Origin of the sequence: Paenibacillus sp. FSL H8-0079, assembly GCF_037991315.1 — a bacterium.
GTDB lineage: Bacteria > Bacillota > Bacilli > Paenibacillales > Paenibacillaceae > Paenibacillus.
The window spans coordinates 6121623-6134175 of the sequence record NZ_CP150300.1; the positions used below are offsets into that span (position 1 = coordinate 6121623).

The following is a 12553-nucleotide window of genomic DNA, read 5'->3' on the forward strand; positions in this document are numbered from 1 at the left end:
GTCATAAAATGGCTAGAGACAGCTCTGTTTTCAAAATTGTAAAACAAAAAGAAACCGTTCCTTGGTAAAATGGAAGTGCGACCCACCATTTGAAAGGAGACGGTTTCTTTGTACATTCAATATACCATGGATCAACTTTTCTTGCCAATGGATTTGGAGACAGATATCCCCAAAAATCACCTCGTTCGTGTTGTGAATAACGCAATCAATCGCCTCAGCGATTCCATTTTTAACTCGGCGTATCCTGGCGGGGGTCGCCATAGCTATCATCCCAAAATGCTCACCAAAATCATCATCTACGCCTACACCCAGCGCATCTATTCTTCCCGGCAAATTGCCAAGGCGGTTCGCGAAAATATCATGTTCATGTGGATAGCCGGGCGGCAACAACCGGATTTCCGGACCATTAATCGCTTTCGTTCCGAGCGGATGAAAGAGGTCTTGGAAACTGTGTTTACCCATGTGCTGGAGCTGTTGGTTCAGGAGCAATACGTGTCCTTGGATCACTATTTTTTGGACGGAACCAAGCTTGAAGCGAATGCGAATCGCTACACCTTTGTGTGGAAAAAAGCCGTCGTCAAGCACCAGGCCAAGCTGCAAGAAAAAGTACATACCTTGTTTCAAGCCATCGAAGAAGCGGAAAACGAAGAAGATACCCTCCACACCGGAACCGACCTGCCTGAACTTGGCGAAGTCTCGGCTCTCACTGCGGAAAAACTGGAACAAGCCGTCAAGCAATTGGAGGAAAAGCTAAGCGAAAAACCGAAGAGCAAAACATTAAAAAAAGCGGTGCGACAGTTGTGCAAAGACTTCCTGCCCCGGTTGCAAAAGTATGAGCATCAGATCCAAACTGCTGGTGAGCGGGGCAGTTACAGCAAAACCGATCCAGATGCGACGTTCATGCGAATGAAAGAAGACCACATGCGAAATGGTCAACTAAAGCCTGGATACAATGTACAAATCGGAACGGAAAACCAGTTTGTATTGGGCTACAGTGTACACCAGCGGCCCACGGACACCAAATGTCTGAAACCGCACCTGGATCATCTGGAAGAGCAGCTTGGTAAAAGAGTGAAAACCGTCATTGCCGATGCCGGGTATGGAAGCGAAGAAAATTACAGCTATTTGGAAGAAAAAAACATCCACGGCATCGTCAAATACGGAACATACCATAAAGAGAAAACGAGGGCATGGAAGCAAGCGCTGGGCAAAGTGGACCACTGGAGCTACAACGAAACCGAAGATACATGGACCTGTGCGGCAGGGCAAACGTTACCATTCCGGTATGAAAGTCAGGCGGTCACGGAGAGTGGCTACGCGATTCGAACCCGCCATTATCGAAGTGCAGACTGTAGCGAATGTCCCCTGAAAACCAAATGCACAACAGCGAAAGGCAATCGGGAGATTACCGTCAGTCTTACCTATATGCGTCAAAAAAACGAGATGCGGGAACGGTTACGTAGTGAGGAAGGATATACCCTTTCAGTTCGGCGCATGACGGAGCCTGAGAGTGTGTTTGGACAAATTAAAAATAACCGGGGATTCCGAAGATTCCTGCTTCGCGGCTTGCAAAAAGTGAGCCTGGAGGTTGGGTGGCTTTGCCTTGCCCACAATCTACTCAAAAAAGCCACATTGACAGAAAAACGCAAAAAGGACAAAGCAGAATAAACCTCTGCTTTGTCCTTTTTTGAACGTATGCGTGGTATTTCTTTTTGCCTATACTTTTTTCAAGGGCTTTTGAGACAGCCCCTTATTTATTTTGACAACTTATGTGATATGTAAATTCATATAAATTCAGGTACTCTAGCTGTGATACAACCAGCAGCAATACACACACAAAAGAAGAAGACTGACGATATACTCGCCAGTCTTCTTCGCGTCTTTATACTCATCTATTATGATTTATTCTGCTTCCTTACACCATTGCTGGTGCTTTTACTTCAATTGGAGGCAGTGCTTGCAGACCCGCCGTGTTCAGGAAGTTCCACGGTTTGTTGTAATGTGGCTGGAAGAAGAAGTCGATGAAGGCCAGCTCATCTACGGTCATGTTGTTTTGGATGCAGACCGAGATCGTATTAATCGATTGAGTCAGATCAACCTGTGACATTACTTGTGCTCCGACGATGCGACGAGTAGCCTGTTCATATACCACTTTAAGCAACAGTTTCTCCGCCGTTGGCATGAACTCCGGACGGTAGCTGTCTTCCAGTACCACGGCTTCCACAATCAGACCTTCGTCAGCAGCAGACGTTTCCGTCATGCCTGTACCCGCGATATTTTGCTCATAAATTTTGATACCCGATGTGCCTTGTGTACCCATATACGGTGTCGTAGGACGAACCAGGTTACGGGCTACGAGTGTACCCATCCGCACGGCGTTAGTCGCCAGTGGAATGTACGCTGCTTTGCCTGTCGGATTGTAATGAATAGCACAGCTGTCACCCGCAGCGAAGACGTCTTTTTGACTGGTTTGCATATATTTATCCACGACGATCGCACCGTTCGGCAGCATATCCACTTGGCCTTTGAGTAGCTCTGTATTCGGACGGAAGCCGATGCACAGAATAACCAAATCGGTTTCAAACTCCCCTTTGGACGTGATTACCTTAGTCACTTTGCCATTCTCTCCAGTAAATTTCTGTACCGTTTGACCGAGAGCCAGCTTGATACCGCGTCCAGTCAACGTATCTTCGATCGCATCCGTGAATTCAGGGTCCAGGTATTTGTTCAAAATCCGGTCGACACTATCGATCAGTGTAACTTCCTTGCCGTTCATCTGGAAAGCCTCAACCAGTTCTACGCCGATATATCCTGCACCCACAACGGTAACGCGTTTGGCATCTTTGGCTTTTTCAATAATTGTGTTGGAATGATTGTAGTTTTTGCAAAGTAAAATGTTGTCCATCTCAATGCCTTCAAGCTTCGGAACGACAGGCCATGAACCCGTTGTTACGATCAGTTTGTCAAACGTATCTTCAAATTCTTCCCCAGTTTGCAGGTTTTTAGCCTGAAGGGTATGACCCTTGGCATCAACTGCTGTTACTTCATGAAGCATCTTGGTCACTACACCGAGATCTGCCAGTTGATTAGGCGAAGAATAGAACAAACCGTCAGGGTCTTTCACAACTCCACCTACGTAGAGCGCAATGCCACAAGATAGGAAGGAGATATTGTCATTGCGCTCATACACCGTGATGGTAGCATCCGGGTACAATTTGGCGGTGTTTACGATGGCTGCGGTCCCTGCGTGTGTACATCCGATAACTGCGATTTTCATTAAAAGTTCCTCCTCGAAATATATAAATGAGTTTGAATATAAGGTTATTGTAGTTGTGAAATATTTCACTTCTTAATCGATACTGTGTATGTGATTTATTTCACTTTATACACTCATTATAATGTGATCTTTTTCACATTGCAATAGGTTGAGCAAAAAAAGTTTGTCGAAAGAGGTGTTTTCCCTGTATTCAAGCCTTTCTTCCCTTCGTTTTATTGATTTCATTTTCCCCGGATTCGAGTCGATTTATGCTATGCAAAGGCTTACGCGTTCCCTGTATGGACGCTTGTAGGTAGAACCTTCTTCTCCATTCACGTTTTACTTGTACAAAAATTAAATGGCTTCAATTTTCAATACAGGGTTGATTTTTAAATCGGTAAGCGCTTACAATAATAAAAAATCCTTACAGAGCTGATGTTATTGTGTCTGGAACAGTTATTTCTCAAGAAGTAAAAAAAGACTTTGAAGGATTCCCTGTCACAAATACTACCATTCGGGTTCAAACTGTTTATAAAGGAGAACCTGATGAAACAGTAACAATACGGGTTAAGGGTGGGGAAACAGATAATATGATTTACACCTTCAATGAAGAAGCCTCTCCTACATTTAAAATTGGAGAAGAAGCCATTGTATTTCTTACTGGCAATAAAGGATCGAGACCGGATAAGAACGATTTCGGCTATTATTTAGTAGGACAAGCTCAAGGAAAGTTTGATTCAACTTTACAAAACTAAAAAAAAACGTCTAATATATATCGGTGGGGCCATTTTAATGATTTTTGCTCTACCTAAATACAAATCATTGCGATTTAAAGAAAACTGGCGTATTTATGTAATTTCATCTTTGTTTAATATTATTTTATATTATGGTCTTCAGACGGTTGGTTTAAATTATATGCCTGCTGGATTATTTTCAGCTGTTGTATTTCTCCAACCTGTCCTTTTAGGACTATTTTCATGGATTTGGTTGGGTGAGACGATGTATGGCCTAAAGATTATAGGTTTAATCTTAGGTTCTATTGGTGTGTTTACATTGAGTGCAACTAGTTTTAACGGAAACGAATCATCGGTCTCGGGTGTGATTTTAGCGCTATGCACCGCTCTTTTCTGGAGTTTTGGAGTTGTGTATACGAAAAAAACAATGAAAGAGTAGATGCAACTTGGGCAACAGCACTCCAACTGCTCATTGGTGGGGTGATTTTAACGGGAACAGGATCAGTATCTGAGAATTGGAATGATGTTGTTTGGAATGCACCCTTCATTTCCTATTTACTTATTATAGGGATATTTGTGATTGCAATTGGTTGGTTAATTTATTTCACACTTATTGGTTCTGGAGAAGTAAGTAAGGTAGGTTCTTATACATTCTTAATACCAGTTGTCTCTATAGTGATAAGTGCGCTATTTTCACATGAAAATATAACTATAAATTTATTAGTGGGACTACTGTTAATTGTAATAAGTATATTGCTAGTTAATATAAACCAAAAATCAATTCAGAAAAGTCGAACGTAAGATTAAGCTGACTATAATGGGCTAAACAATAATCTTATCTTCGTTCAACTAACTAATACAACTAAGAAAGCAGCTGACACAATGTGATCGGCTGCTTTTGTGCAACTAACGGGCAGGTTAGTGAAAAAAGAGAAAACGCATGTATTCTAATATGATGATTTATAAATATCTCAGGTTTGATGTAAACATTGGACATATTTGAAATTTGATAAAATCTATTTTATCCTTGAATTATAAGAAGCTTATAAACAAATGACTTCTTCCTATTTGGTCAATATTATAGAAATGGAGATATTTAATAAATGGATGAATTAAAAGTATTAAAAGCTATATCAAATGAAACACGTCTCCAGATATTAAAATGGCTAAAAGACCCTACAGAAAATTTCGAACCACAATCACATTCATTAAGCACAAATAATTTTCTTGGAGGTGTTTGTGTAGCAAGTATAAAAAAAAAGGTCGGTTTGTCCCAATCTACTGTATCTATTTACCTTTCATTATTACATGAAAGTGGATTATTAGAGGCAAAAAATATTGGACAATGGACTTATTACAGAAGAAACCAAGAAGCTGTAGAAAAACTAGCTGACTGGTTAAAATTTGATTTGTAAAATTTCGAAAGTAACCTAAAATTCTCTACACTCACCCTATATGTTAACGGTGAGTTTTTTTTTATTATGCTTGACACAATTATGAATGAGGTTTAGTATTCACTCTTATATCGATATAATACGATTTAATAAATCTATTTTTTTAGATAAACAAACCACTTAACATGAAGGAGCTTTTATAAATGAGCAATTATAAAGATAGACAAAAAGCAAGTAATTTCTTTAAAGATAATATACCTGACTTCTTTATACCTGTTAACGAATTACGAGCACAAGCTGAAAAAGCATATGGAACATTACCAGTTGCCGATGATGTTGTAAGAGAAAAAGTAGATATTAATGGGATGGAGGGTGAGTGGCAAATAGTTCCTGAATCCCAGGATGATCGTGTACTTCTTTACCTACATGGTGGAGGTTTTCTATTTGGAAGCATTGCAACTCATCGCGGAGAAACGAGTGAATTAGGAAGAGCAGCCAAAGCACGCACCCTGGCTATTAACTATCGCCTGGCACCTGAACATCATTTCCCTGCTCCACTGGACGATGCAATGAACGCCTACAAGTGGTTATTAGATCAAGGTTATAAAGGGAAAGATATTATCGTTGCTGGTGAATCAGCAGGAGGCAGTATGACTGCTGGGTTGTTAATGAGCATCCGTGACAATCATCTCCCTCTTCCATCAGCAGGAGTAATGATTTCCCCTTGGATTGATTTGGGGCAAACTAGTGAAACTTATATAACAAAAGAAGGAATTGATCCAATGAATTCAACTGCAGGTGTTAAATATTTAGCAGAAACATATTTGAATGGTGTTTCACCAGAGGTTCCTTTAGCATCGCCAATATACGGTGATTTAAGAGGATTACCACCCCTTTATGTAATGGTGGGAGAAGTTGAAGTGATGTTAAGTGAAGCTTTAACATTTGTTAGCAATGCTGCATTAGCAGGAATTGATGTAAGATTTAGATCCTTCCCTGGTATGGTTCATAATTGGCCAGCATTTCATTCTTTCCTAGAAGAAGGCAAGGAAGCTATTGAAAGTGCTGGAGCGTTTATGGATGAAATTTTTTCAAAGTAATTATTTTGAGTAAACAAAGAAAATCTAATTTTTTGTTAAGGAGTCGAAACGATGCTTTTCTCCCCCTATAAAATAAAGGACTTAACACTAAAAAATAGAATCGTTATGTCCCCTATGAGTATGTACGCTTGTGAAGATGAATCAGGAATTGTGCAGCCTTGGCATAAAATTCACTACCCTGCTCGTGCGGTCGGAGGTGTAGGACTTATATTGGTAGAGGCTACCGCTATCACAATGCAAGGACGGATGACACCTCAAGACCTTGGTATTTGGAACAATTCCCATATCGAAGGACTTAGCGAGCTTACAGGTCTTGTTCACGATTTGGGTACTTCTATTGGAATACAGCTTTCACACGCTGGACGTAAGGCAAAAATAGATGGTTCAATTATTGCACCTTCACCTATTCCATATGAAGAAGGTCAAAAAGTGCCCGAGGAGATGACTATAAATCAAATAAAAGAAGTAATCCATGGCTTTGTAGAAGGAGCGAATCGAGCTAGGAAAGCTGGTTTTGATGTTATAGAAATCCATGCGGCACATGGGTATTTAATTCATGAGTTCTTATCTCCTTTAAGCAACAACCGTCAGGATGAGTATGGTGGGTCTCGTGAGAATCGTTTTCGTTTCTTGAAAGAAGTAATTGAAGGTATTAAAACAGTTTGGGAAGGACCTTTATTTGCACGTATTTCTGCTGATGAATACCATCCTGAAGGGAGTCTACCAGAAGACTACGTGTATTATAGTTCCTTAATGAAGGAACTAGGCGTTGATTTAGTAGACGTCAGCACTGGTGGATTGGTTGGTATTCGACCGCAAACTTACCCAGGCTATCAAGTACCATTTGCAGACATGATTCGAAGTAAAGCCAACATCCCAACAGGAGCTGTTGGTTTAATAAAAGAACCAGAACATGCTGAAGAAATTTTACGGAATAATCGTGCCGACTTAATATTCCTCGGCCGTGAGTTAATGTGGAACCCTCATTGGGCATACATGGCTGCAAGTCGTTTAGGTGTCAAACTAGAACTTCCTAAATCCTATTCATGGTCGTGGATAACCAAGCTATAAAAACTGATATAAAATCGATGATTCCAACTTTACGAAACAACTTTCTTTATTCAAAGAAGAGAAGTCAGCCGATCAATGTGATCGGCTGCTTTTCATTTGGGGATTCGATCATTACGCTAACGGAAAACGTTAGCTTAATGAAAAAAGAATCAACGTGATCAACTGCGTTTTACAACTAACGGATGACAATAGGGATCGTTGCAGAAATGCTAACGATCCTTTTTTGTATACCTTTACAGAAAGTAGAGAACAGGAAAATTATATTAGGATGATGAGCTCCTCATTACGCTAACGGGCAGGTTAGTTTAGTCTTGTATTATGAGTGCATTTTATTGTTCGAAATAGCAAGTCGTGCTCGGTTTCTAGCAGAGGAGACGTCATTAGAAACTCAAAAAGCTCTGACCGCACGAATGCAGACAGAACTTTCCTTCTCAGCTGATATCAACAGCCGTTTTTATTATCTATTGAACAAAATACCGCTGTGGTATCTTGTTCTAAATTTGTGCGAGCTAAACGCTCTTCAAGCTCCTCAATGTCCATAGTCCCAGCAAGTGAGATTATCTCTTTGCCGTTACGGAGAAGGAGGGTAGGAAAGCTATTTATCCCTAAGTTTCTTACTTTGGTGAAGTCTTCGCGTGCTGCAGCGGCTCCCGATGGGTCTTTCAAAAGTTCCATTACAGAGTTTGGATCAATATTATTATCAACGGCAATTTTACGATAAGTTTCTGGATCACTGAGACTCAAACCATCGTAATAAAATGCATGCTGCATTGCGCAGGCGAGATAGATGGAACGATCCGGGGCTAGGGATCGCAAAGCATTAAATCCAATTGCTGATGAATTAGAATCCATAACGAAGCTTCCCTCTTTTAGGAGTTCCTGATAAGCTGTTCCAAACTCGGCTCCAGTAAGTTGACTAATCCGTTTATTAGCTTCTGGAATATGAGGGAATGAACCCATTGAATGACTTTGATCACCAATAAACAGACCACCGCTCAATACGGTAAGTGGCAGTTCTGGGTGATTTTCATGCAACGTACGGATGGTTTTTGAAAACCCATAACACCATCCACAATAGGCGTCCCATGCATAGATAAGCTCTTTGTCAGTATTCACAACTACTTCTCCTTTCTAAATCAATCTTTCCGCCTCGCTAACCTACTACCGTAAAGCGTTTATTTTGGTGCTGTGGTTTCTCAATTTCATCAAGCATTGCAATGGCAAAGTCAGGATAACTAATATAACTTTCACCAGCTGCGTTTAAAATGACGTAATCAGAGCCTACTTGATATGAACCAGTTCTTTTACCATCTGGGTCAAAAACTCCCCCAGGGCTAAGATATGTCCATTGAATATCATTGGTTTCTTGTAAATCCTGAAGATTTTTCCACATGTTCGTTGCGGTTGGAAAGTATGCCTCTGGGAATCCAGGTGCTTCGAATTTCCGGAGAGTTTTCGTTTCGTCAAGATACAAACTTCCTGCTCCTCCGACCACAACCAATCTTGTATTAAGAGCTCCTTTTAGCGCTTTGATTAGTACTTTTCCAGCTTCTACATGTTGATGTTCCTGACCATTTGGAGCTTTGAAGGCATTTACGATAACATCGTATTGCTTCAAATCGGACTCGTTTAAGTCAAAAATGTTCTTCTCCAACACTGATACGTTATCATCTTGAATTTTAGCAGCATTTCTTACAATCGCTGAAACTTCATGTCCCCTTTTTAAGGCTTCCTTCAAGATATAATCGCCTGCTTTACCACTTGCACCAATAATTCCAATTCTCATCTTCGGTTCCTCCTTATATTCACCTGTTTTGTCTAATTAGAACGTTTGAGCAAGATCTTTTGCACGGCGGAGTGCATCTTCCTTGATTTCCTGAGCTTTATCGCGGGCTTTATTGTGGCCCTCAACGAACAATCCTTCAAAAGAAGGAACACCAAAGAAATTCATAATGACTTGGAGATGACGATGGCCCATTTCAAGTTCTGATGCTGGTGCCTCAGAATAAAATCCACCACGTGCTTGGATGTGTAATGCTTTTTTGTCAGTCAAAAGCCCTACAGGTTGCCCTTGTTCGGTGTATCTGAACGATTTTCCGGCTACAGAAACTGCATCAATGTAAGCTTTCATAATAGGCGGATATGAGAAGTTCCAAAAAGGAGTAACAAATACATATTTATCAGCTTGGATAAATTGATCAGACAATTCAGCAAGACGTGTTACTTTATCTTGTTCCTCTTTTGATAATTGATTAAATTCTGTACCTGAACGAAGTTTCCCCCAACCGCTAAATACATCTGCGTCGATATAAGGGATATATTCTTTATACAAATCAACAGCGATTACTTCATCCTGTGGATTTACTGCTTTATAAGATTCAATGAACGTGCTGCCAACTGCCATGCTGTAGGACTGAGTTTCATCATGTGGATGCGCTGTGATATACAATACTTTTGCCATAATTGGTACCATCCTTTATAATGTATTTTGTATCCTGTAACCATTTAGATTACATGTAATTATAATAGTTACAGGATGAGCACTTGTCAATACTAAATTGTATATTGGCATTTACGTTATGCATTCATGCAGTTGTAATCAATCTATTACTGCTAAAATAGTTAAAGTATTAAGGAGGGATAAGCAATGTCGATCAGCAGTCGTTTCTCAGTAGGAATTCACATTTTATCGTTGCTTGAGGTAAATAAGACAGGGGTTAACTCATCGGAGGCAATAGCCAACAGCGTTAACACTAACCCTGTTGTAATAAGAAGAATTATGGGTATGCTTAAAAGTGCTGGATTGGTTAAAATAAAGCCTGGAGTCGCAGGTGCCAAATTAGCTCGGAAATTGTCTGACATCACTCTGTTTGATGTATACAAAGCAGTAAACGTAGTAAACGAAAATGAATTATTTAGTATCCATGAAAATCCAAATCCAGATTGCCCTGTTGGAAAACAATTGCAAGAAACGATTGAACCTATTTTTATTTTAGCCCAGTCAGCTTTAGAAAAGGTCCTCCAGGGAGTTACTATAGAAGATGTTGTTAATAATTTTAATAATGTTCCGAGTTAGGCACGTTGGCTAACACAAAACGTAAGCAGTCAACCTGGTGGTTGACTGCTTTTGTTCATTAAGCGGGGTGCGATTCACATAAAAGCTCAGTCAGTAAACGCTATGTTTTTATTAGACAAGGCATCCCTCAGCTCCATAATCGTCTGTCGGCTGGATGGCATTGAAACTCAAAAGAATGATGTAGAAACTCGTGACTTTGCTCATCTTGATTGGAATCTTTCAATTTATAACCCCCCAACCAATTGAACTAACGGGAAACGTTAGCTTAATGCTCAAAGAATCAACGTAATCAACTGCGGTTTACAACTAACGGATACCAATAGGGATCGTTGCAAAAATGCTAACGATCCTTATTGATATACCTTTACGGACATACACAGCCCCTTGGGATGGTGTAACAGCTCGATCAGGCTGGAAAGACCCGAATGGCATTGAACTTGGCACCTTCGATAATGATGCGACAACTTCCGAGATCCGATTCCTGGCTGATATGTATGAGAAAACAGGCAATCTGGCCTTTAAGAACAGTGTCCGTAAAGCGGTGGACTTTATCCTGATTTCCCAATATCCATCTGGAGGTTGGCCTCAGGTTTATCCCAAACGAAGTAATTACTCTGATGCAGTGACTTACAACGACAATGCCATGGTACAGACGATGGTTTTGTTAGACGATATGGTTGAGCGAAGAAGTGGGTTTAACAACGATATATTGACCACCAACGACCGTAGCAAGCTGAAGAAAGCTCTGGACAAAGGGATGGATTATACGCTGAAAGCGCAAATTATCAATGCTGGTCAGCCCACCGTTTGGGGTGCGCAGCATGATCCTGTGACCTATGCCCCTGTGCCGGGCAGAGCCTATGAGTTAGCCTCCAAGTCGGGATCAGAGTCGGTGGCGATTACTGCTTTTCTGATGTCCAGGCCTCAGACTCCCGAGATTGAACAAGCCGCCAAAGGGGCTCTCCGATGGTTCGATACGGTACGAGAGAATGGAACCAAGTATAACCGACAAGGACCCGTGTATTTTGAACCGGATGCAGGGAGTGTGATCTGGTACCGTTTCTATAACGTGGATGAAGATGTGCCTTTCTACGCGGATCGGGATGGACTGAAGTATATGAACATTCTGGATATCAGTGAGGAACGACGACACGGCTACTCTTGGGCCGGAAGCTATGCTCGTAACCTACTTAAGCTGGCTTCGGATCAAGGCTATTACACGCTAAACCAGCCATTGCCTTAATCAGGGAACCAACCTCTACCTACTGAGAGACTGAAGCTACGTCGTATACGAAGTCAACTTAAAAAGCCTATCCTCGCTAATGCAAGGATAGGCTTCTCAACGTTCATGTATTAACCGAGCAATTTCTCGATCTCTGCGCTCATGTTCTCCGGGGATTCTTTCGGTTCAACACGACCTACCACTTCACCTTCACGGTTAACAAGGAACTTGGTAAAGTTCCATTGGATGTCGGTTGTTTCGCCTACGCCGGGTTGTTGCTCCTTCAGGTATTGGAACAGAGGATGTGTTTCCTCACCATTCACATCTACCTTGGCAAACACCGGGAAATTCACACCATAGTTAATCTGGCAAAATGATTCGGCTTCCTCACTTGTACCTGGCTCCTGCCCTCCAAACTGGTTACAAGGGAAACCCAGTACAACCAAGCCTTGATCGCGATAACGATCGTAGAGCTTTTGCAATTCACCATATTGTGGGGTAAGTCCACACTTGCTGGCTGTATTGGCAATGACCAATACCTTACCTTGATACAGATCCAGTGAGACTTCCTGGTTCGCGGTGGTTACCGCCTGATATGAATATACGGACATGACTGATTCCTCCCATGACATATGTTGGTTTGGACTGTTGCGAGCACGTTGGTATAACCAATGAACCTACAGCCTGTCTTATTATTATA

Annotated in this window: 12 protein-coding genes and 1 pseudogene; 8 read left to right on the plus strand and 5 right to left on the minus strand. The window is 41.2% G+C overall.

The window, feature by feature from the left end:
- Positions 1-108: 108 nt before the first annotated feature.
- Positions 109-1668 (plus strand): IS1182 family transposase, encoded by a 1560-nt coding sequence (locus tag MHI06_RS27320; RefSeq protein WP_340398831.1) that lies wholly within the window; start codon positions 109-111, stop codon positions 1666-1668.
- Between the two features lie 247 nt (positions 1669-1915).
- On the opposite strand, the gene MHI06_RS27325 is transcribed toward MHI06_RS27320, so the two are convergent.
- Entirely contained in the window at positions 1916-3277 is a 1362-nt protein-coding gene (locus MHI06_RS27325; RefSeq protein ID WP_340399695.1) for an FAD-dependent oxidoreductase, read from the minus strand.
- A gap of 422 nt (positions 3278-3699) precedes the next feature.
- Between MHI06_RS27325 and MHI06_RS27330 the strand changes: the two genes are divergently transcribed.
- From MHI06_RS27330 to namA, 5 genes and pseudogenes are all read left to right on the plus strand, one after another.
- Positions 3700-4011: a hypothetical protein gene (locus MHI06_RS27330; protein ID WP_100528342.1), complete on the plus strand. Its 312-nt coding sequence runs from the start codon at positions 3700-3702 to the stop codon at positions 4009-4011.
- Positions 4012-4030: 19 nt separating this feature from the next.
- Positions 4031-4791: pseudogene (locus MHI06_RS27335) on the plus strand (DMT family transporter); the annotation flags it as partial.
- Positions 4792-5093: 302 nt separating this feature from the next.
- The gene (locus MHI06_RS27340) at positions 5094-5405 is read left to right on the plus strand and encodes a metalloregulator ArsR/SmtB family transcription factor (protein WP_100528341.1); all 312 of its coding nucleotides are present in this window, start codon (positions 5094-5096) and stop codon (positions 5403-5405) included.
- 182 nt (positions 5406-5587) lie between these two features.
- Positions 5588-6484, plus strand: a complete 897-nt coding sequence (locus tag MHI06_RS27345) for an alpha/beta hydrolase (protein WP_340399696.1) — start codon at positions 5588-5590, stop codon at positions 6482-6484.
- Positions 6485-6535: 51 nt separating this feature from the next.
- Positions 6536-7555, plus strand: a complete 1020-nt coding sequence (gene namA, locus MHI06_RS27350; protein ID WP_340399697.1) for an NADPH dehydrogenase NamA — start codon at positions 6536-6538, stop codon at positions 7553-7555.
- Between the two features lie 441 nt (positions 7556-7996).
- On the opposite strand, the gene MHI06_RS27355 is transcribed toward namA, so the two are convergent.
- Genes MHI06_RS27355 through MHI06_RS27365 form a run of 3 tightly spaced genes read right to left on the minus strand, consistent with a single transcriptional unit; the run spans position 7997 to position 10016 of the window.
- A complete protein-coding gene (locus MHI06_RS27355) occupies positions 7997-8671 on the minus strand; it encodes a DsbA family protein (RefSeq protein WP_100528338.1) in 675 nt (224 codons plus the stop codon).
- Between the two features lie 37 nt (positions 8672-8708).
- Positions 8709-9341, minus strand: coding sequence for an NAD(P)-dependent oxidoreductase (locus MHI06_RS27360; protein WP_100528337.1), 633 nt, complete (start codon positions 9339-9341; stop codon positions 8709-8711).
- Positions 9342-9377: 36 nt separating this feature from the next.
- Complete coding sequence (locus tag MHI06_RS27365) at positions 9378-10016, minus strand: FMN-dependent NADH-azoreductase (RefSeq protein WP_100528336.1); 639 nt, start codon at positions 10014-10016, stop codon at positions 9378-9380.
- Positions 10017-10202: 186 nt separating this feature from the next.
- Here MHI06_RS27365 and MHI06_RS27370 point away from each other — a divergent pair, with 186 nt between their 5' ends.
- Both MHI06_RS27370 and pelA read left to right on the plus strand, forming a co-directional pair.
- On the plus strand, positions 10203-10631 hold the full coding sequence (locus MHI06_RS27370) for an Rrf2 family transcriptional regulator (RefSeq protein WP_100528335.1): 429 nt from the start codon (positions 10203-10205) through the stop codon (positions 10629-10631).
- Positions 10632-10968: 337 nt separating this feature from the next.
- Positions 10969-11874 carry a pectate lyase gene (pelA, locus tag MHI06_RS27375; RefSeq protein ID WP_340399698.1) on the plus strand — a complete coding sequence of 302 codons (906 nt, stop codon included), beginning with the start codon at positions 10969-10971 and terminating at the stop codon, positions 11872-11874.
- A gap of 110 nt (positions 11875-11984) precedes the next feature.
- On the opposite strand, the gene MHI06_RS27380 is transcribed toward pelA, so the two are convergent.
- Positions 11985-12464, minus strand: a complete 480-nt coding sequence (locus tag MHI06_RS27380; protein WP_340399699.1) for a glutathione peroxidase — start codon at positions 12462-12464, stop codon at positions 11985-11987.
- Positions 12465-12553 lie beyond the last annotated feature (89 nt).